Below are 19643 nucleotides of genomic sequence, written 5' to 3'. Positions count from 1 at the left end.
ACCGCCTTCAGTACCATTCCTGAACGCCGCAGATTAGTTTAGCCGATGGGGCCCGCGCGGAAAACGAGGTTCTTCCCCGAGTCCCTTCCCGAACGAACGAGAGGAAGCTCCATCTCGACCTCGTGGCGGAGTGGAAGGCCGCAGAACCCGATGCGCGGGATCGACGGCTTCAGGCGCCGCGAGAGTTCGACAGCGTCCCGTCGGACGGCTCGCACGAAGAAACCGCGTCTCTTGTAAAACCGGATCGCCGGGAAGTTGTCGTTCGTCGTGATGAGAAAGAACCGCGCGCACCCGGCCCGCAACGCCTCGTTCTCCACCGCGAGAAGAAGCCTGCTCCCCACTCCGGCTCTCTCCTGCAGGCTGTTCAGCGAGATCACCTCGCACTCTCCCGAATCGATGCGATACGTAATCAACCCGATCCTCTTCCTCTCGCTCTCCGCGACAAACCCAGGCAGAGCTTCTCCCCGATGGATCTTCCCGCGCGTGACGATCACGGACGAGCCCCACTCCTCCGCGAGAAACCTCGCGACCCATTCCCGATCCCCCTCGCGAACCTCTCTCACCGTAACCACGACACATTACCTCCCATCTCTCGATCGCCCGCCCCTCGATCACGCTCCGTTCCTCTCCGCCCGGCCCGGTCGACATCGTTTCCAGAAATGCGTCTCGAACGAAACCCCTCCGGAGCCGAGGGGCGGGGCTCGCTTGCTCAAACATGCCGCGCGAAGCGCGCGGCAACTCGCCGCTCTGCCCCGCCCCCCGTCTCCGGAGGAAGACAGACCTGCTTGTGTGGTACCCCGCCGTCCGACGACGCCACCACGGCGGGTGGCGGCGGCAGGCGTCCGCGAGAAGCGCAGCCACCAAGCCCGAAAGGGCGACTGGCGAGCATCGAGCGGACAGCCGCCGACAGGACCCGCCGTCCGACAACCCAACCACGCGCGGGTGGCGGCGGCAGGCGTCCGCACACCTAGAAATCCCCCTCCGCGCTCACGTGGATCTTCCCCTCGCCGGGACGATCCCCTTCCCCAAGCCCGTAGTCCACCCCGAGAAGACCGATCGGCGAATCGACTCGGATCCCGAACCCGTACCCGATCTTCGTCGTCTCCGAAGAGACCGACCTCTCCTCCTCCATCCGCCCCGCGAACACGTACCCCCCGTCCGCGAAGAGAAAGACGCGCGAAAGGGCCCCGAGGAGATACCGGTATTCGAGACGCGTCCACGCGACCCGCGCCCCGCGGAACTGATCTTCCTCGTAGCCTCGGAGCGTGCGCGCGCCCCCCAGATAGAACTGATCGTACGCGGGGACATACATTTCATTGCTGAACCGTCCAATCCCGAACGACTCCCAGGCGATCACCGTTCGCGGCCCGAGCCCCCGGTAGAGGCCGATCCCCCAGTCGAAAGTCGCCTGCCGCGCCTGTTCCCCCGGGATCCCGCGCTCCGGCTCCTCCTCGATCTTCTTTTCCCCGTATTCGGAGCCGACGCGAAGAAAGACCCCGCGTGTCGGGTTCAAGGGGAGATCCCGTCCCTCGAAGACGATCCCCACGCCGCCTCGCCTTCTCGTGCTTCGCGGGATCGGGCTCGAATCGCGGCGGGGCCGCATCGTCTCGACCCCGACCGAGAAGGACGCCGAGACGCGGCGCGAGAGATCGACATCCGCCGAAAGCCCGCCCGAGATGCGCGCGTACGTCGAATCCCGGATGTCCTGCGCGAGATCGCCTCCGACGGCGAACGGACTCCCGAAAAGCCACGGCTCCCGATAAAAGAGACGGACCAGCCGCGTCTCGCGCGAGGGCCGCTCCCAACGCGCTCCCCCCTTCCGCGCCGTGCCGAGGATGTTGCGGAACTCGACATCAACGAGACCGCTGATAATCCCCTCCTCCCCCTGCGGTCCCGGGGCGTATCCGATCGCCCCGGCGATTCGGTTCGCGCGCGCCTCCTCCACCTCGATCTCGACCACCGCTTCCTTCTTCTTCCAATCGATCCGCGCCGACGGCTCGGAGACCGTTCGAAAGAGACCGCTGCGAAGGAGCCTCGCGCGGGAGGCGTCGACCGCGTCCTGGTCGTACGGATCGCCGAAGCGAAGGCCGGTCAGCCTTCGGATCGTCCGGCTCTTCGTCTTTTCGTTTCCCCGCGCGCGGAGGTCGCCGAGGATGAGAAAAGGACCCTCCACGACGCGCAAGGCGACATCGAGACCGCCCTCGTCCTCCCGCCCGATCTCGCCGAGGAGCACACGCGCGAAGGGATGACCCGCTCTCGCATAGGCTCGGAGGAGCCGATCGATATCCGCCTCAAGCTTCGATACCTCAAGCGTTCGGCCCGGCCGCGTGTCGAGGCGTCCCTCGATTTCTTCCTTCTCGAATACCTCCGCCCCTCGAACGTCGACGCTCGCGATCGGAACCCGAGGCCCCTCGCGGACATCGACCGTGAGACGCAACCCCTCTCCATCCTCGACCACCCGGATGTGCGCCTCCGCGTCGAGATGTCCTCTCTCCGCGTACGCGGCGAGGAGCCGATCGGCCGCCGCCCCTTCCATCTCCGCGTTCCAGATCTCCCCTTTCCGGAGGGCGAGAACGGCCTCGATCTCGGAACGGGAGAGCGCCCCCGCCCCCCGCACCTCGACCGACTCGATCGGCCGCTCCGACGCGAGAGCGAGCGAAGCGGAAAGAAGCCACCAGAGTGCGATCGACCATGCGCGCATCAGAAGAACGCCCTCATCTCGGCCCGGAACTGCTGCGAGATCTCTTCGCCCTTCAAGTTCTCCCCGCTGTAGGCGACGGTCGAGGAGAGGACGGTGTTCCACTCATATGCGAATTGGAGACGCCAACGGATCCCTTCTTTTCGATTGCGAAGAAACGAACCCGAGCGATCCAAATCCTCCTCGAGGAAACGGGTCCATACGAACCCCGCGTCGAGACGGCTCCTCGAGGCGAGGTTGAGAGCCGCCTCCGGCTCGATCCGCACCGACCTCACGGATTCCCCCCGAACCGCCTCCCGCTCGCTCTGGTAAGCGACGGGGAGTTGGAAACGGCGGCGCGGCGCCGGGTCGAAGAGAAGCGTCGCCTTCCAATCGTCCCCCGTGAGATCGACCGCACGGTCGTCGTTCGATCGTTCCTCCTCCAGGCGGCGGCTCCACTCGATCTCGCCGGCGAGGCGCTCCCCGAGAGGAGCCTTCCCCCGAACGAGCCACGTGCGGACGAGATCGTCCCGGTTCAAGTTCGCGTACTCGTTCTCCTCGCGGTCTTCCCTCTGGAACCGGACGCGAAGATTCCCCTCCGACCGCGGATCGGTCCAGCGAAGCTCCTGTCGAAGCACGGTGCTCCCCCGAAGCGTGACGTCGTTTCTCTGGAAGGCGCCGGGCCGAAGAAGGAGAAGCCCCGCCCGATCGCCGGTCGTCGTCCGCTCCCGAACGCGCACGAACGTCTCCGACCCGATACCCTCCCACCATCCGCCGCCGGCGCCTCCGCGCCTTCTCGCCGGCTCGACCCGGATCGTCGCGCCGACCTCGAGATCGATCACCGGTTCCGCGTCCCCCTCGACGATCACCTGGTTGAACGTGCCTTCACCTGGAAAGTAATTGCCCAGGCTGTCGTAGTCGGCCTCCTGCCCGGCGGGGGCTCGAAGAAGGAGCCGGCGACGGGACTTCCGCTCCTCGGCCGTCACCTGGTAGTCCCAGCTCCCCTGGACGATCCCGCCGAAGCCGCCGTGACGGAGCTCGAGCCTCCCGAGATCGCTTCCCCGACTCCCCTCAGGCGCCGTCTCGCCGTAGACGAGCGTGCGGTGCGCGTACTCGGCGCCGACGCTGACCGGCCCCCTCCAACGGAGACTCGTCTCGTCCGTCCGCCCCTCGTACCATCGCTCCCAGAGAGAAGTCGCGGAGTCGACGTAGTCCCTCTCTTCAAACGTCACCGCGCCCTCCGCCTCGAGCGTCCCGCGCGCGACCGAGAGGCCGATTCGCTCGTCCCGATCCCGCGTCCCCCGAAACGGCAAGCCTTCCCGATCGAAGGTCCGGCGCGCGCGCGTCACGCGGATGGACGGCCGAACGATCGACAGGCGAACCGACGCCTCCGTGTTCCGCTGAATCGTTTCTCCTTGAAGGGAATCGCCCTCTTCGCTCGCGATCCGTTCCTCGCCGTACGCGGCGCGGTATCGTTTCGGATCCTCGAACGCGCCGCTCCAGGACCAGCGCTTCGACAGGAACCCCTCCGCGTCGAGTTCCCCCCCTTCACCGGAGAAGGCCATCCTTCCGATCGGCGTCCCTCGACGGAACATTCCGGATGCCAGCGTTGTCGTCTCCGCGCCCCGGGAGGCGAAGGCTTCGCCGCTTCCGATTCGGTCGTCCGCCTGTCTTCCGGGACCGATCGCGCGCCGGAGATCGGCGGTCATCCATCGGCCGTCCCGATGCGGCTCGCGGTAGCGGCCGAGCGGCTCGAAGTGTTCCGTCACGCTCCGGCGACTCCCCGCGAGATCGAGCGAACCGACCTCGGCCCCCTTCAGCCGAAGGAGCGTCTCGGACAAACTGAGAGAGAGGTGAAGCCCCCGCCCAGCGTTCTCCTCGTCGTCGATCGGGGAGAGCACGTTTCGATCGAGATCGCTCCATGCCGCCTCTCCGGCGAGGCGGAAACCGCGGATGGGAGAAGCCGCGCCGCCGAGCGCGAAGAGCTTGTGGGAGGAAGGGAGCGGGACCGGAACGGTCGGCTCGTAGTTTCCCTTCCCCTCGCCGACGTGTACGAAGATCCTTTGACCCCAAACTTCCGAGATCGAATCGACGTAGGTTCCTTCTCCGGCGGGGACCTCCCGGAAGGAGACCGCGAAGTCCCCCGAATCCCGTCCGGCGTAGACGAAGACCCCGCCCGTCGTGTCGTAGTCGCCCCCCGCTCCCAGGAAACGCGCCGTCGATCCGAGCGGCCTCCGATCGCCGGAGGCGCGAAGCGAGTCGTAGTCCGCGTCGTCCAGAACGAGCGCCTCGGGCTGGTCCGCGTCGTCCCCCTCGGAGAGGAGCACGCCGCCGAGCGTGAAGCGCTCCCCCTCGCCCCCGACGCGGAATCGGCCGGCGGCGAAGCTCCGGCGGTACTCGTCCCCCGTCGTCTGGAAATCGACCGCGATGCGGCTGTCGGAGGAGATCCTCCGTGCCGGATTGAACGTGATCGCCCCCTCCGAGTAGTCGATCACGTAGTCGTTGCCGTCGCCGCGCGTCGCCTTTTCGCCGTCGACCCAAACCTGCTCGCTCCCCGCGACGACGATCTGCCCGAGCGCGGAGACGCCGAGGAGCGCGTAGGGGCCCTGCTTCCCGTCCACCCCGCGGATTTCCACCGATCGATACGTCCCCTTCGAAAGGCCGCCCGATCCCTCGAGCTCGTAGCCCTTCCCCTTCCACCGGCCGAGCGCCCCCTTCAGGGCCCGGTCGTAGCGGCCGAACTCGGTCTCCGCGAAGCGCATCTCGTAGTCGCCGAGCGTCGCGTCGAAGCGCGGCGACTCGACGCGCACGAGGACCTGATCGAGCTGCTCGAGCCGTTCGGATCTCCCTTCCGCCTGAAAGGGGAGGTTCTGGTCAGTGAGTTGCGCGGTGACGCGAACATCCGGCGCGAGGTTCCCCGTCACGCTCACACGGAGCGCCTGCTCGAGCGTGAGCGCGCGGTCCGAACCGATCAGAACGGAGAAGGACTTGCTCCCGCCGACCCGGAGCGCGCCGGTGTCGAGGGGTCCGGCCATCGCCGCGCGCGGGCGCGGGGCAAGGACCGTCTCCTCCTCTCCTTCCGCGAGGCGGAGGGGATGAAGGGAGCGTTCCAACGGAAGGGGGAGCGGGAGATGACGGTATCGGATCTCCGCCCCGTCGCCCGCGACGAGCGGCGCGGCGAAGACGATCTCGCCCCGGTCGTAGCGGATCCAGTAGTCCGTTTCACGTTCGATGGTTCGTCCATGAAGAAGAACGGTCTCCGATCCCAGTAGGATCGGACGGTGCGGAAGGAGATACGGGCCGGCTCGATCTTCCCCAGTGAGAAGAACAGACGCGTACCCGAGGCGGTAGGTCTTCTCGCTGAGAAGCGCCTTCCCTTCGCCAAGGGCCGGACGGACAAGGACCGAGGCGAGAAGAAGCGCCAAGATCGGCCGCATGGCTCACCCCGCCTTCGGCGCGGGAGACCCGCCCCCCCTCACGGGGCGGCCCCGTATCGGAAGAGATGAACGAGCCCCCCGGCGGGGTCGGAGACGTAGAGGAGACCCGCGTCGTCGACCGCCACGCCGCGAGGAGAGACGAGCGGCTTTCCGCCGACTCCCTCCCGGATCTCGCCTGCGAAGCCCCCCGCCTCGTCGAAGACGACCACCCGCGCGTTCCCCCCATCGGCGACGAAGACCCTCCCCTTCCGGTCGACCGCGACCCCCGTCGGACCGGAGAGCCGCGCGGATCCTTCCCCTTCTCCGATCGAGCGGAGAAAACCGCCGAGCGGATCGAAGACCTGCACACGATTGTTCCCTCGATCGGCGACGTAGATTCGGCGCGAGCGATCGACCGACGCGTCGGCGGGCCCTCGGAAGCGACCCGGCTCGGTCCCGAACCCGCCGAACGAGAACTCTTCTTGACCCGTGAAGGATCGAAAGACCCGCACCCGGTCCGCCTCCGCGTCGGTCACGTAGAGCCGCCCAAAGGAATCCGCCTCGAGCCCGAGGGGCGTCCCGATCGTCCCCGCCTCGCGATCGAGCAGCACATCGAGGAACTGCCCGTATCGATCGAAGAGCTGCACCCGTTCGTTCCCCGCGTCGAGGACGTAGAGATGCAGCCCCTCCGCGGCCGCCACGTCCGTCGGCTCGAGAAAGCGGCCGCCGGCCGATCCGGAGAAGCCGACGGTCGAAGCGACCGCGCCCGCCGTATCGAAGACGACGATCCGGTCGCTCCCGCCGTCGGCGACGTAGAGAAGCCCTCCGTAGCCGATCGAGATTCCTCGCGGAGAGAAGAGGGCCGCGTCGTCCGCAGATCCCGAGAGCGCGCGCACGGGGACGATATCCGCGCGCGCAGGGAAGACGAGATGGAGAAGAAGGACGAACGGGAGAAGGAGACGATCGGACAAGAGGGGCTCCTCTTCCGCGGCGTTCAGAAGCGCGCCCCGACGCCCAGACGGAGAAGGGCCGGCTCCCCCTCGCCGGAGGCGGACGCGCGAAGATGCGTGACGGCTTCCGCGAGCTTGCCTCCCGCCCCGGCCGCCCGCGCCGCCTCCACGGCGCTGACCGCGCGGTTCACGACCGCCGCGACCAGCATGTAGTTCGCGCGCCGCCCCGAGTTCAGCGCGTCGTTCCGAATGAGCCGATACTCGAGACGATCTTGGTTCGTCCTCCACCGGAAGGAACGATCGGAGCCGTACGCGTGCTCCGCGTAGTACGCGTCGCGCGTGTCTTGCGAGTACCTCGAGACCGGATAGAGAGCGCGCGCCTCGATGCGGACCGCTTCGTTGTACTCCTCGACGCTGTTGAAGATCGTGAGGATCCGATAATACTCGGTCTCCCTCTCCCCCTCTGAAATGCCCGCGTACGCCCGCGCGTACTCCTCGAAGTCGCTCGTCCGGTTGTGTTCTTGGATCTTGAAGACGAGGAAGCTCGTCCAGATCATCGCCTCCAAACCGAAGAACGCCCGGCTCCGAATCTCCGAGCCGTTCGCCCGCTGGCCGAGGCCGGGGAGAAGAGCCGAGAGAAGGAACGCCTTGCGTCGCGAGGGGGAGAGAGAGGTTCCGGCCCCGCTCTCCGTCGCGGAGGACTCGAAGCGCGCGTCTGCTTCCGCGCGCGACGCACGGCGAAAATGGGAATCGAGATCGGACGCCCGCGCGTCCGGAACCAAGAGAAGAAGCGCGAGAAGAATCGGCAGAAGACGCGCCGTCATCGGAAACTCCACGCGACGGCGACCGACGCGCCGTCTCCCGTCATTGTCCCCCCGAAGCGGACGGCGGGCAAGGCGGAAAGATCGTCGCCCCGCGCGCGCCCCTTCGCGACGAAGTAGGCGTCGAACGCCGAAACCACATGGTTCGCGACGATCGCCCAGAGCCAATGGTCCGCGTTGCTCATGAGCTTGTTCTGCCTCTGTCGCATCGCGCGGTATTCCAGCTGCATCGGGGTGGACCAGATGCGGTTCGTCTCATCCGAGGAGGTCTGGAAGTATCGCTCGTCCGCGTAGTCGTCCCACCCGCAGATCCACTTCTGAAGCTTGTGGATGTCTTCGTAGAACTCGAGGGAATCCGCCGCCGTGTCGATGAAGATGTCCACGCCGTCCGGGCCCGCATATCCAGGCGCGAACGGATCGTCGTCGATCGCTCCTTCTCCGTTATAGAGGACCGTGCACGCGTTCAAGCTCCAGTGCCAGTTCGCGTCCGCGAACGCGCGGTACTTGGTCTGCATGTCCATTCCGCGCCCGTGATTCCCCTGCTGCTCGATCCACGCGACCGCCTCAAAGACGCCGTACGCGAGGCCGCGCGCGGAGGTCCATGAGACCGGATCCCATCCGGACGAATAGACCTGCCCGAGCCCGGGGACGAGGAGCGAGAAGAGAAACGCCTTGCGCGGCGACGGGGTCGAGTCGCGCCCTCCGCCCGCCCGCTCCTCGCGCGCGGGAGCGGGGAGCCGGCGGATCTCCGACCGAAGCGTCCGCTCGATTCCGGGGGCCCCCGCCACGGGAGCCGCGAGCCATCCGCACGCGATCCACAACCAAAGTAGTCGCCTCACCGGAACTCCCTTCCTGATCACCTCTATCGAATGATCGCCATCCTAACGAACTCGTGTTCCGCGCCCGAGTCGATCCGAACCGTGTACACGCCGCTCGAGAGCGCCCCCGCGTCGAGAGCGACCTCGTTCTCCCCCGGCGCGCCGGGAGCCCGTTCGATCCGCGCCACGCGCTTCCCCGACGAATCGTGCACGGCGATCGTCACGTTCGCTTCGGCGGTAAGCTCGTAGCGGAAGAGTGCCCGGTCCCCGCGAACCGGGTTCGGGTAACAGAACGCGCGTACGATCCGTCCCGGAGGCGCGCCGGGCGGAGCCGGCGGCGCGAGAAGCGAATCGGCGAGCGCATAGCTCGCACCCGGGCTCCCCCCCGGTCCCCACCAGAGAAAGCGGTTCGCCTCCGCTCCTTCGAAAGGATACCCATAAAGAAACCCGTCGCGCGAGAGCGCGTAGAGAGCCGCCCCCGATCCACCCGGGGCGGGCCCGCCGCGAACGGCGAGGTTCGCCGTCCCGGTCGAGAAGGGCCAGCCGGGAGAGACCCTCTCCCTCCCCTCCCACATCCACAAGCGCCCTCCGTCGTCCGCCGCGATCGGCGGGAGCGGGCGGCCCCCCTCCCGAAGCGCGGCCACGCCGTTCCCCGCGAGGATGCGCTCCTTCTGAAGATACGGCGGGATGCGAAGTGGAGTGTCCATCTGCCGAATCCCGTTCTTCTCGAGGAGCACGAGGTCGGGGCCGACGGGGATCGCGATCTCGGGGAAGCCATCCTCGTCCCGATCGCACGCGAAGGGCGTTCCGGTCGGCTCCTTGCCGAGGAAGACCGGCCACCCGGGAAGGTCCCTTCCTTCCTCCGACACGGCGTAGGCGGCGCCGGAGTTCGTGACGACCACGATCTCGCGCGCGCCGTCCCGGTCGAGATCCGCGAGAAGGACGGAGCCCTCCGAGGCGCCGAACGCGCCTCTCGCTCGCACGCTTCCCGCTCTCGTCTTCTCGCCGTACGCGAGCCCGTACAAAGAACCTTGAGACAGAAAATACACGCGAGGCCCCCCGCCCCCGTCCGAAGACGCGGCTAGGTTCGAAGAGGGGAGCCCGGGAAGCGGATCGCTGCGGAGACGAGCGATCGAGTCCGAGAAGACGGCGTAGACAAAGAGGCTCTCCCCAGCGGCGACGACAATCTCCGAGACGCCGTCCCCATCGATGTCGAGAAGAAGAGGACCTCCGCTCACCTCTCCGCTCGGGGCCTCGCCGAGATCGCGAACGAGAGACCCCTCCGAGAGGTCGATCCGCAGAACGCGCCCCCCCGCGATCGCGTAGAGCTCCTCGCCCGGGATCTCCTCCACGAGATCGCCGACGAGGGCGTTCCCCGCGAGAGGGCCCGGAAGCTCCGCGCGGGCGATGCGGAGCGTCTCCTCCGCGGCGGCCACGGTCACGCCGCTTCGCGCCTCCATCGAGTCGCCGGCCGTCCAGAACGCGGCGACATGAACCGCCCCATCCGACCGCGCGAGAGCGATCCCCTCCGGAGCCGCGGCGGACGAGTCGATGAGAAGCGGGATCGGCCAACCGGCGAGGTTCCGATCGACGTCGACCGCGAGCTCCATCACCGCGCCCCACGCTCCGATTCCCCGCACGGTGACCCGCGATCTCCCGCCGTCCGTGAGGTTGGAGTTCGGCGCCGTTCCGGGCCCGAAGACCGTCGCGTTGCCCTCGAAGAACGGGTCGTACGGGCTCCCGTCCCAGTAGGCCGAGTAGGGGTTTCCGAGGTCCTTGATTCCGTCCGCCTCCTCGAGCTCGACCGCGCGGTTGTTGTAGTCGTTGTTCACGTCGTTCGTGTAGAGGATCGCCTCTTCGGTCAGCTTCCGATTGTTGATGTGCCAAATGAGGAGACCCCAGCCGGGGAGCGCGTAGTCGTAGTCGCCGGTGAACAACTCGAGACTGTCGTTCGTCACGGGGCCGAGGACTACCTGGTTCAGCGTGTCGAGCTTCGCCGCGTACTCGCCGAGCGGGGCGAGCCCGCACCGGTTCTCGATCAGGAAGTACTCCCGGTCGTTCAGCGGGATGAGCGCATAGCGCGGGGCGCCCTCGGGAGGATCCGCGAGGGTCGCGCACGCGATCCGGAGATCGCGCGAGGTCGTCACGATCTCGGGCGTCGCCCATCCGAGATAGAGCTTCGACCAGGCGCAAAGAGACGCGGGGATCACGCTCCCGAGGTAGACGCCCCCCGCGTCGATCGCGATCATGCCGCCGCTGTCCATGAGGCCCCACACGCCGATCGCGGGCCAGCTCCGCTCGGTATTGTAAAGGTCCGGGAGCCCGAGCTGATGCCCGAACTCGTGGGCGATCACGCCGTTCAGGCCGAAGGAGAAGCCGTCCTGGCTGTTGTACTCGGGGATCATCGTGACGCCGCGCACGAGAACCGAGTCGGGAGAATCCCGATCGACGACCACCGAGTCCTCGTCGCCGAACGAGAGGAAGAAGCTCGGGGTGTCCCCCGGCGAGTCCCCGTTGATGTCGGTCTGGAGATCCGGTCCGGCGTGAATGATCATGTAGCCGTCGTACGCGGAGAAGACGACGCCCGGATCGACCGTGTCGACGAGGGCGAGCGCGTCCTTGCAAAGCCGGATGAGGCCGTCGACCCGGTCGTCGATCGTCCACGAGTCCGGGCTCCCCGCCGGAAGATAGTCGGCGGTGTCGTGAAGACGGTACTCTCCCGCGGCGAGGCTCTTCGGGAAGATCTCCCACTCGATGCGGAGATTGCCGTACGACTGCGCCTCGTAGTACCGCCGGAGCACCGTGAGGTGCGTGTGAAAGTAGAGCGAATCGTGCGGCGGCGCGTCGATGAACCAGCTGCCGTCGTCCTCGAGAATAAAGCGCCCGTCTCCGGTCGTCGCCTCGCCGGCCGAGTCGTTCTCAAACTCGATCCGAAAGACCGCGACGCGGATCGTCGTTGACGGGGCCGCCTCGGGGGACTTGAGGAGATCGGCATAGGTACGCCCGGAACCGGGGAGAAGCGGCCGGAGAGGCCCTTCTCCGATCACGTCCGGGAAGTGCCGGAGTCTCGGCGCGCGCGCCGCTTCCGGCGCGGTCCTCTCGCGCGCCCGTTCGACGCGGAGGACGCCGGCATCCGCGCCGGCGGCGAAGAGAATCGAGGGGAGCAGAAAGAAAAGGAGACCCCGCACGGCGCGCCGAACGATCACGCGGTTCTTCTCCCCTCCCCCGGGCTAATAGGTGAACCCGATGGCGAACCGGTTCACGCGCGGAAGGTCCTCCGCCTGCGGCACCGAAGCCCAATCGAAACGGAGACCGATCGACTTCACCTTCAGCCCGACGCCGAAGGTCATGTCCTCGATATGCCCCTCGCGGTCATAGATGTAGCCGACCCGTCCGGAGGCCATGTCGTAATACGTGTACTCGATCCCCCCCATCAGAATCGTCTCCCCTTCCATGTAGACAAGGTTCTTCGTCAGCTCGGTCGTGACGAGGAACTTGTTCAGCTGGCTCTCGATCGGCCTCCAGCTGACGCCCGCCTTCAGGTTGCGCGGGAGCTCCTCCGGCTGATTCTGATCGTTGTACACGATGTCGAGCCCGAGGTTCTGGAGCATCATTCCCGCCTGCAGGCGGATCCCCGGAATCCGGTAGAGAAGCGAGAGGTCCCCGCCGAAGGAGATCCCGGTCCCGTCGTCGATGCCGAGCTCCTTGATCTGCGGCGAGAGCCGCGAGTAGATGAACTTGAACGACGCCCCGTAGGCGAGGTTCTCGGTGAGCGATGCTCCATACGCGACCATCGGGATGAAGTCGAACGAGTTGAAGTTCCCGAGGATGTTCCCCTGTTCGTCGATGATGTCCGACTCCCCGAGGTTGAGGAAGATGACCCCGAACCCGAGGCCCCCGCCCCACATCGGCCGCGAGTAGGCGAGGTAGTTGTAGGAGATGTCGTCGGCGAGCCCCTCGGCGAGCTTCGAGTAGTAGAGAACGACATCCGGCTTCGTCTGCCAGGCGAGCCCCCCGGCGTTCCAGAAGGACGCGGTCGCGTCATCCGCGATCGAGACGAACGACTGCCCGAGACCGGCCGCGCGGGCGTTCGGCGTCATGAGGGGGGCGATCGATTGGGGCGCTCCGTCGGAGACGGCGAGCGCGCTCCCCGCTCCCCAAACCAAGAGAATCAGGACGATCGACAAGCTCCGGACTCCAGCGTTCATCGTAGGACACTCCTCTCAAGTTTCATTTGCGAACGATACTCGAAAACACCGGTTGCATCAAGGATCGGCAAGACGCCCCCTACCCCGAACGGCTCAGCGAACGCCTTTCAGGACCGCGATCTTGCCGATCGATTCCGTCCTCGCGGAGCCGTCCTCCGCTTCCGCGACGGCCCGAACCAGGTAGACCCCGTTGGCGACGAGGTCCCCGTCGCCGTCCCTTCCGTCCCAGTCGAACCGGACGGAAAGGCCCGTCTCCGCCGTCGCGGACTCGATCTCACGGATCCTCTTTCCGGTGTGCGTGAGGATCTGGATCGTGACACGGGCGCTTCTCGTCAGATCGACGGCGATCTGGGTCGTCCCGTGCCGGTCCGGATCGAACGGGTTCGGGTAGTTCAGCACCGGCGCGCGGAAAGCAAGCTCGGCGCCGGCGTCCACGACGATGATGTTGTATTCCTTTTCGGTTCGATTGTTTAGGTTATCCGATGCACGGAGGGCCAGCTCGTGCGGCCCCTCGAGGACGAAAACGTCCGAGAAATCGGAGAGCCGGAAGGAGAGCCCGCCCTTCCGGAAACTGCTCTTCTCATACTCGAAGAGAGGCGTGAGATCGATCGGCCGTCCGCGGTCGAAGACGATGTGCATCGTGTAGAAGTTGTCGTTCCTCTGCAGGTTGATGCCGCTCTCGTCCTCGAGGTCGAGGCGGAAGACCGAGTTCTTCGTGAACGACGTCCCGTCCCGCACCGGGAATCCGTTCACGGTGAACGAGATCTGCGGCCCGAGGGTATCGCTCCAGACCGTTCCGGGCGGTTCCGCCACAACCCGCACGCTGTCGTTCCCTCCCGAGCCGTCGCGCGACTCCCCGGAGTCGAGCACGTAAGCGCTCGCCCGGCCGAGATTGCCGACCCTCGTGTCGCGCGGAGCGAAGAACGGGATCTTGAAACGCCCGCCCCGCACGTCCGCCGTCCCGCGGAAGAAAGTCGGGCCCTCCATGCTGTAGCGGGCCTTCCCCGGCCTCGGGTTGTTCGGCTGGCCGAGGCAGGCGGTGTCGAGGAAGCTGTACCCGAGCGTGTCGGCCATCCCCCGAATCGCGACGTCCGCCGTTCCGTCGAAAGAGGAGACGAGGGCTCCGGCTGCGTCGACCACCTCTCCGAAAAGCGTGTCCACTCGCCCGCGGGTGAAGGAGGCCTCGCCTCCCCCTTGAAATCGGACGCCGAGCTCCGGCACGCCGAGCCGGAGCGCGGGGTCGCCGAGAATCGTGTACTTCTCGTCGTTGATCTTCCGGCTGAGGTTCGTTCCCGAGACCGATTTCGCCGCCTGCGCGGCGAGCCCGAGAGGAATCACCTCGTGGTCGCCGGGAAGGAGGTTCTTCATGAACTCGACGTTGAGGGCGAGGCTCACACCGGCGAAGGCGGGGGCGTCCGAGGAGAAGGAGGCGAGCGCCCCCCCGCCGATCATCTTGAGCAGCGCCTCCGCGATCGAGTTCCGATCGAGAAGATCCCAGCTTCCGATCGAGCAGGAGAACGCGCAGAAGACGTGCAGTCTCTTCCCGTTGGTCAGAATGGTCGGCGAGACATCGGCGAGAACGAGAAGCTCCTCGTCCGCCATCTTGTCGACGCCTCCGTGGCCGAGGTAGCTGGAAAGGAGGAACCCATCACGAATCCAGCCGATGTACGCGTTCTTCGCGAGCGGCTTCAGACCCGCGGACGTCAGCGGGTACTCGACCATGTACACCTTGACCTTGTCGAAGGGCTCCGGCGCCGAGTTCGCGACCGATTCCATATCCTGAGTGTGCGTCAGGAGGAACCCGCAATCGAACTTGTCCTTCTTGACCTCGTCGTCCGCGAGGAAGAGAAGACGGTTGCGCCACGGGCCGAATTCCGGGTCGGTCTCGTAGAGAACGGTCTTCTCGACGATCGTTCGCACCTCTTCGATCGAGTTGGCCGGAAGGCGCCCGATCGCGACATCCGGCATGCGGTCCGCCGCGCCCTCTGCAGGGTCGAGGTAAGAGAAGAAGTCATCGGTGGCGTAGGTGTTCGTGTCGCTTCCCCCCCGATCGATCCGGAAGAAAGTCGGGAGGAGCGTCGTGAGGGTCGAGGAGATGTAGCCTTTCTGATCCGAGGTCGCGTCCCCGACGAGAAGAACGAACACCGGCCTCTTCTCCGGCGCCCACTCGTGATATCCATGCGAAAGGAAGTCGCGGACCGCCACCGCGTCGCGAACCCCCCAGGAGAACTCGTTGACGACCGCAGAATAGGGGACGACGAGCGCCGAGTATTCGTTCGAGCGGTGCGCCACGAGCTCGGAGACGGCGCTGATGTAGGGGTCATAGGCGATCACGAGGTATTCAGCCGGGTCCCTTCCCTCGCGAAGGTTGAGCGGAACGTACTTCTCGAGCGAAACCGGCTTCTTCCACGCGGTGTCGGCGACCGCGTGAAACGAGGCCGGCGCCGACACCTCCGCGTGAAGGAGCAGGCTGTTGCCGGCCGCGGAGAGACCGGTTAGTTCTTTAACGTCAAAAGGATCATCCGTTCGGAACACGCGGGCCGCGCCGGCCGAAAGGCCCTCGATCGGGATCCGGTAGGAACCGGGCTCCACCAGCCGGAACCGGAGCTCTCCCCGCCGCGCGCGGAAGAAGCGTTCGTAGCCCATCTCAATCCAGCAGAGGTACACCTTCTGGCGGAAGGCGACCGTGATTTGGATCTGATTGAACCCATCCTTCACCCAGTGCGCGGTCGAGTCGTAGTCGAAGGGCTGGATCGCCCCGTCCTCCGTCCGGCAGCTGTTCCATTCCTGAAGCGCGGAGGGGACGCCGTTCACGTTGATCCGCGCCCTTTCGGTCCCGCAGTTTCCGAGCGCGTCCACGTAGTGGAAGAACCGGATCCGGACGTTTCCGTCACGGCTCGTGTCGGCGTCGGGAGTCGTCAAGGCGGGAGTCGTCAGGGCGTTGAAGCTCTTGTTGTTTTCCGTCGGGCTGAACTTGTCCCAGAACCAACCGTCCTCGCCGATCCGCGTGAGATCCTTGATCGTGTTCTCCTCGGCGTGGATCCGCTCGGGGAACGTGGAGAGAGTGATCGCGCCGGGGGCCGCGTCCGGGCCGGCCGCGAGCGCGCCCATCCTCTTCGGGGCCTCCCCGAACGTCCCGCCCCACGTGAGCCAGTATGCGGTCGTCCATGAGTACGGATGCTCGACGTGATCGTAGTACTCCGGCGCGTCCGGATCGTACTCTCCTCTCCATCCGCTCGCCGCGAGCGCGTGGAACTCGATCCGATCCGTCGCGTCGAAGGATCCGTCCTCTTCGCCGGCGACCCGGATCGCGAGCTGCTTCATCCACTCGGGACGGGGGACTGTCTCCGACTCGGGTAGAGGGAGCCCGTTCCCCGCGTAGATCCGGATCGTGCGCGGATCGCCGATGGAGACGCGCGGGTTCAAGAGGCCGGCGGCGACGAGATCGTCGGTCGTGATCCGATGGAGGCCTCTCTCGGAAACGGTGATCTTGTACCAGTTCGCGCTCGAGGCGAAGGAGTCGCCGGTTTCTGTCTTGCGCGGCGGGGCTCCCCTCTCGCGCCAGGCGCGCCCCGACTCGTAGTTCGCCAGCGCCTTCCGGTAGACCGGCTCGAAGGCGTCCTCGGGGGGCGCCTCTCCCAACCTCTTCGCGGCGCCGATGATACGGACATGAACGATCGCGGTCCTTAGGATCTCGGTCGTCCCGGAGATGAAGTCGTGGCGGACCGGATGCACCCGGACCGGCACGACCCGTTGATCCCTAAGACGCGCCGGCGGCGAGACCTCGGCCCACGCCTCGGGGAAGAGCCTTCCCGCGTACTCCTCTCCGACCTCGAAGTGGGCGTTCTCCTCGCGGTCCATGCGAGGGAAGGGAGCGATGCGGAGATCGGTCCTCCGCTCGATTTCGGCGTTCTCGACCTCGACCACGGCGGACGCGCCCGGCGGAACCGCGACGAGAACCTCTTGGACGGGAACCGCGGGGGCTCCCACCTCGGTCAGGATCGAGAGACCCTCGGCCCGAAGAAGAACCCGATCCCCGTCGACACGCTCCTCGGCAAGCTCGGGGAGAACGAATCGGAACGAGATCCCCTCCGGACCGTCGGCGAGGAGTGCGGGCGCCGCGGAGAAAGCGGGCGCCCACGCGGCGAGAAGAAGAGCTCCGGCGAGAAGACCGCGAGCGAAGCGCGGGCTCATGGAAGTCCGCGCAGGGCCGTGGCGGCGAAGACCGCGAAGAGGAGCGCTTGCGGGAGCGCGTGCGCCCGCCCGAGCGCCCTTCCGTGCCGCGCCCCGTGCCCGGGAAAGTACTTCCTCCGGAGGGGGAGCAAATGCTCCAAGTCCGGAAGCGCCGCTCCCGCCGCCCCCCAGAAGAGCGGGGAGGCCCCGGTCGCGATCCAGAGCGCCCCGAGGGCGCCGACGGTGAGAACGGTATCGATCCATGTCCTCTTGAGGTCCCAATGGGGAACGAGGTCGAGCGGCAGGTGCGACGCCATTCCGGCAAGGAACGACGCGGGAGAACCCAGCCCGAGCGACCCCAAAGCCGCCCCCGCCGCCGCGTGGGTGATCGTGGTCATCCGTTCATCCACCCCCTCGCGGACGGCCAAGAGCCGTTCTGCTCACGAGCGAGCAAGAATCGTTCCGTCCTCGTCCGAGGACGGACGTACCTAGCTCTTTTTCCTGCAACTGGTTACGCTGGCGGCTCAACCTCGGTTCCGGACGAGTGTCCCCTTCGAAGAACACCTGTCACCCGCCGGAGACGCCCCCCGGATCGTGAAAGACACCCATGCGCAGGTACTTGGCGGCACGCTCCTCAAGGAGACGCTCGACGGGGACTCCCGCGAGCTCGTCAAGCGCCGCGCGGAGAGCGGCTCGCACCGACTCGGCGGCCGACCCGGGATCCCGATGTGCTCCCCCGAGAGGTTCGGGGATCACGGCGTCGATGATGGCGAGCTCCTGAAGGTCGGGCGCGGTGATGCGAAGCGACTCGGCCGCCTGCTCGGCCATCGCCCGATCCGCCCAGAGGATCGCCGCGCATCCCTCCGGAGAGATCACCGAGTAGATCGCGTTCTCCATCATGAGCACGCGGTCGGTGACGGCGATCGCGAGCGCGCCGCCGCTCCCCCCCTCGCCGATGATGACGCCGATCATCGGTGTGCGAATCCTCGTCATCGCGAGGATGTTCTCGGCGATCGCGGTCGCCTGGCCCCGCTCCTCGGCCTGGATGCCGGGATACGCGCCGGGCGTGTCGATGAAGGTGACGACCGGCAGGCGAAACTTCTCCGCGAGACGCATCAGGCGGAGCGCCTTTCGGTACCCTTCCGGATGCATCATCCCGAAGTTCCGCGCGAGCTTCTCCTTGGTCTCCCGCCCCTTCTGCTGGCCAATGAGGACGATCTTCCTCCCCTCGAAAGTCGCGAGACCGCCGACGACCGCCCCGTCGTCGCCGAAGAGACGGTCCCCGTGAAGCTCGATGAACTCCTCCATGATCCGGTCGATGTAGTCGAGCGTGTACGGACGGAGCGGATGGCGCGCGAGCTGGACGCGCTGCCAGCGGGTGAGCCGCGAAAAGACCTCCTTGCGGAGGTGATCCGCCTTCTTCTCGAGCTCGCGGAGCTCGTTCCCCGCCTCGAGGCCTTCCTGCTCGGCGATCTGCCGGAGCTCGGCGATCCGCTTCTCCAGCTCGATGATCGGTTTCTCGAAATCGAGGGCGACTTCCGGCATCGCGGCCCCGCCTCTCTTTGGACTTAAAAATACTGCCGATGAATGATCTGGAGCTCGCGGCTCCACTCCGCGGCCGCTTCGTTTCCGGATTCACCCGATCCATTCTCGAGGAGGTTCCGGAAATCGGCCTCCAGACACACGCTGCTTGAAATCCGCCAGACGAGCGCGGCGTTCAAGTATCCCTTCCCTTCGCCGAAGACCCCGTCGTCCTTGCTGTCGTTCGCGGCAAGGTCGTACTCGACGAGAAGATCGACCCTCGGGTGGAGCGACTTCTCGATTCCGAAGAACGCGTTCAGGTTCTTCTGGCCGTCTCCCCGTTCGAGACTGTAGTTCGCCCCCCCGTGAAAGCCGAGGTCCCCGAGAAAGAGGAAGTGCTTGCTCGCCACGGCGTAGAAGCCGCGCGACTTGAACCGGTAACGGCTCCAGGCCCCGCTGTACGCGCCGTAGCCTTGCGAGTCGAAGCCGACCGCGAGCGCCGGACCGTAGTAGGTTTGGCGAAGAAGAAGCGCGCGGAAGAGGAACTCGACGCGCGGGTTCCAGTCGGGGTCGCCGCTCCCGACGATGTTCGTTCCGCCGAAGGAAGCGCCGAGATGCACCGCGTCGCGAATCCCGACTCGCCAGCGGAAGAGGACGCCGCCCCCGGCGTACAGGCGAAGAGAAGTATCGTACGCGCCGTGCGGGAGAAGCGACGCCGTCGGGCCGTCGACGAGATCGGTCGGGTCTTCCTCGGTCATTTCCGCGCGGGACGAGATCGCCGCCAGAAGGGAGACGAGCACGACGAGCTCGATCCGGCGAGGGCGGCGCATGTCGCTTCCTCCCATCGGGTTTCCCCGCCCGAACGATCCGCGCCTCCCCCTGTCCATCGATCGCGAACCGGGGTGCATGCGCGCACGTCCTCAGGGCTTGCGCGGAGACGGATCGCGGCGCGACCGGTCCCCGGCCGGGGAACGCCGGGGATCGGGGACGTCTCCCCGGCGTTCCGGCGGGCGGAATGTAGCAGACGAAGGGAGGGGTGTCAACGCCGGCGCGGGGGAT

Annotated in this window: 12 protein-coding genes; all 12 read right to left on the bottom strand. The window is 66.7% G+C overall.

Annotation, left to right across the window (positions count from 1 at the left end):
* Positions 1–38: 38 nt before the first annotated feature.
* The 12 genes from FJY73_00230 to FJY73_00175 all read right to left on the bottom strand — a co-directional run bounded on the left by FJY73_00230 (position 39) and on the right by FJY73_00175 (position 19414).
* Positions 39–572 carry a GNAT family N-acetyltransferase gene (locus tag FJY73_00230; GenBank protein ID MBM3319088.1) on the bottom strand — a complete coding sequence of 178 codons (534 nt, stop codon included), beginning with the start codon at positions 570–572 and terminating at the stop codon, positions 39–41.
* Between the two features lie 395 nt (positions 573–967).
* A complete protein-coding gene (locus FJY73_00225; protein MBM3319087.1) occupies positions 968–2701 on the bottom strand; it encodes a BamA/TamA family outer membrane protein in 1734 nt (577 codons plus the stop codon).
* Positions 2701–6114: a hypothetical protein gene (locus tag FJY73_00220; protein MBM3319086.1), complete on the bottom strand. Its 3414-nt coding sequence runs from the start codon at positions 6112–6114 to the stop codon at positions 2701–2703. Before FJY73_00220 ends, FJY73_00225 begins: the two co-directional genes overlap by 1 nt.
* Positions 6115–6152: 38 nt before the next feature.
* Positions 6153–7064 (bottom strand): NHL repeat-containing protein, encoded by a 912-nt coding sequence (locus FJY73_00215; protein MBM3319085.1) that lies wholly within the window; start codon positions 7062–7064, stop codon positions 6153–6155.
* Positions 7065–7087: 23 nt separating this feature from the next.
* Positions 7088–7867 (bottom strand): hypothetical protein, encoded by a 780-nt coding sequence (locus tag FJY73_00210; GenBank protein ID MBM3319084.1) that lies wholly within the window; start codon positions 7865–7867, stop codon positions 7088–7090.
* Positions 7864–8703: a hypothetical protein gene (locus tag FJY73_00205; protein MBM3319083.1), complete on the bottom strand. Its 840-nt coding sequence runs from the start codon at positions 8701–8703 to the stop codon at positions 7864–7866. The genes FJY73_00210 and FJY73_00205 overlap by 4 nt, the downstream gene beginning before the upstream one ends.
* Before the next feature lie 23 nt (positions 8704–8726).
* A complete protein-coding gene (locus FJY73_00200) occupies positions 8727–11888 on the bottom strand; it encodes an immune inhibitor A (GenBank protein ID MBM3319082.1) in 3162 nt (1053 codons plus the stop codon).
* Positions 11889–11912: 24 nt separating this feature from the next.
* A complete protein-coding gene (locus FJY73_00195) occupies positions 11913–12890 on the bottom strand; it encodes a PorV/PorQ family protein (protein ID MBM3319081.1) in 978 nt (325 codons plus the stop codon).
* Positions 12891–12983: 93 nt separating this feature from the next.
* Positions 12984–17084 carry a type IX secretion system sortase PorU gene (gene porU, locus FJY73_00190; GenBank protein ID MBM3319080.1) on the bottom strand — a complete coding sequence of 1367 codons (4101 nt, stop codon included), beginning with the start codon at positions 17082–17084 and terminating at the stop codon, positions 12984–12986.
* The gene (locus FJY73_00185; protein MBM3319079.1) at positions 17081–17461 is read right to left on the bottom strand and encodes a hypothetical protein; all 381 of its coding nucleotides are present in this window, start codon (positions 17459–17461) and stop codon (positions 17081–17083) included. Before FJY73_00185 ends, porU begins: the two co-directional genes overlap by 4 nt.
* Before the next feature lie 169 nt (positions 17462–17630).
* On the bottom strand, positions 17631–18608 hold the full coding sequence (locus FJY73_00180) for an acetyl-CoA carboxylase carboxyltransferase subunit alpha (GenBank protein MBM3319078.1): 978 nt from the start codon (positions 18606–18608) through the stop codon (positions 17631–17633).
* Between the two features lie 23 nt (positions 18609–18631).
* Positions 18632–19414, bottom strand: a complete 783-nt coding sequence (locus tag FJY73_00175) for a hypothetical protein (protein MBM3319077.1) — start codon at positions 19412–19414, stop codon at positions 18632–18634.
* Positions 19415–19643: the final 229 nt, after the last annotated feature.

It is taken from the genome of Candidatus Eisenbacteria bacterium, from assembly GCA_016867715.1.
Taxonomy (GTDB): domain Bacteria; phylum Orphanbacterota; class Orphanbacteria; order Orphanbacterales; family Orphanbacteraceae; genus VGIW01.
Note: the sequence above shows the minus strand (reverse complement) of the source record. Positions and strands in the feature narration are given on the sequence as shown.

Excerpts from the sequence above, each read along its gene's own strand:
- FJY73_00225 (MBM3319087.1), bottom strand. The coding sequence starts at position 2,701 with ATGCGCGCATGGTCGATCGCACTCTGGTGGCTTCTTTCCGCTTCGCTC.
- FJY73_00220 (MBM3319086.1), bottom strand. The coding sequence starts at position 6,114 with ATGCGGCCGATCTTGGCGCTTCTTCTCGCCTCGGTCCTTGTCCGTCCG.
- FJY73_00210 (MBM3319084.1), bottom strand. The coding sequence starts at position 7,867 with ATGACGGCGCGTCTTCTGCCGATTCTTCTCGCGCTTCTTCTCTTGGTT.
- FJY73_00195 (MBM3319081.1), bottom strand. The coding sequence starts at position 12,890 with ATGAACGCTGGAGTCCGGAGCTTGTCGATCGTCCTGATTCTCTTGGTT.
- porU (MBM3319080.1), bottom strand. The coding sequence starts at position 17,084 with ATGAGCCCGCGCTTCGCTCGCGGTCTTCTCGCCGGAGCTCTTCTTCTC.
- FJY73_00185 (MBM3319079.1), bottom strand. The coding sequence starts at position 17,461 with ATGACCACGATCACCCACGCGGCGGCGGGGGCGGCTTTGGGGTCGCTC.
- FJY73_00180 (MBM3319078.1), bottom strand. The coding sequence starts at position 18,608 with ATGCCGGAAGTCGCCCTCGATTTCGAGAAACCGATCATCGAGCTGGAG.
- FJY73_00175 (MBM3319077.1), bottom strand. The coding sequence starts at position 19,414 with ATGCGCCGCCCTCGCCGGATCGAGCTCGTCGTGCTCGTCTCCCTTCTG.